This is a genomic window from Mesorhizobium sp. M2A.F.Ca.ET.067.02.1.1, assembly GCF_004023285.1.
Lineage (GTDB): Bacteria > Pseudomonadota > Alphaproteobacteria > Rhizobiales > Rhizobiaceae > Mesorhizobium.
Window position 1 is genome coordinate 1 of sequence record NZ_RZSB01001194.1, and the last position, 1,081, is coordinate 1,081.

The 1,081-nt window shown below is 68.8% G+C and carries 2 protein-coding genes; both read left to right on the top strand.

Annotation, left to right across the window (positions count from 1 at the left end; all coding sequences use genetic code 11):
* Positions 1-254: 4-hydroxythreonine-4-phosphate dehydrogenase PdxA (locus EOA28_RS36675; RefSeq protein WP_189342407.1), on the top strand; the 254-nt coding region annotated here is incomplete at its 5' end.
* A 19-nt stretch (positions 255-273) separates the two neighbouring features.
* The coding region (rsmA, locus tag EOA28_RS36680) for a 16S rRNA (adenine(1518)-N(6)/adenine(1519)-N(6))-dimethyltransferase RsmA (RefSeq protein ID WP_128315886.1) at positions 274-1,081 on the top strand (808 nt) is incomplete at its 3' end.

The window sequence follows — 1,081 nt, forward strand, 5'->3', positions numbered from 1 at the left end:
ATCCACGCGCGCGCGCCACCTATGATGCGGCGCTGTGCATGTATCACGACCAGGCGCTGATTCCGGCCAAGACCTTGGCCTTCGACGAGGCGGTCAATGTGACGCTGGGCCTGCCCTTCATCCGCACCTCGCCGGATCACGGCACCGCCTTCGATATCGCCGGCAGGGGCATTGCCCGCGCCGAGAGCCTGATCGCGGCGCTCAGGCTGGCGCGCCGGCTGGCCGACAGCGATCGCCAAGCCGCGGCCGCGTGAGGACGCCTTGAACGAGCGCATGACGATCGACGGGTTGCCACCGTTGCGCGCGGTGATCGAGCGGCATGGACTCCAGGCCAAGAAGGCGCTCGGGCAGAATTTCCTGCTCGACCTCAACCTGACAAGCAAGATCGCCCGCGCCGCCGGCGATCTCAGCGAGGCGACCGTGATCGAGGTCGGTCCCGGCCCGGGCGGGCTGACGCGGGCGCTGCTGTTCAACGGCGCGCGGCGCGTGATCGCCATCGAGCGCGACGAGCGCTGCCTCGAAGCGCTGGCCGAGGTTTCCAGCCACTATCCCGGTCGCCTGGAGGTCATTCCCGGCGATGCGCTGAAAACGGATTTTGCCGCGCTTGCCGGTACGGCGAATGGCGGGCCGGTGAAGATCGCCGCCAACCTGCCCTACAATATCGGCACCGAGCTTCTGATCCGCTGGCTGACGGTCAACGACTGGCCGCCCTTCTACCAGTCGATGACGCTGATGTTCCAGCGCGAGGTGGCGGAGCGCATCACGGCGGGTCCAGCCAGCGACGCCTATGGCCGGCTCGGCGTACTGGCCGGCTGGCGCACCGAGGCGAGGATCGCCTTCGACGTGCCGCCGCAGGCTTTCACGCCGCCGCCCAAGGTCACCTCCTCCGTCGTGCATCTGGTGCCGCGCCCGTCTCCCCTGCCCGTCGACGGCAAGAAGCTCGGCCGTGTCACCGAGGCGGCCTTCGGCCAGCGCCGCAAGATGCTGAGGCAAAGCGTGAAGAGCCTGGGCGGCGAGGCTTTGCTGACACGGGCCGGCATCGACCCGACGCGGCGGGCGGAAACGCTGAGCGTGGAAGAGT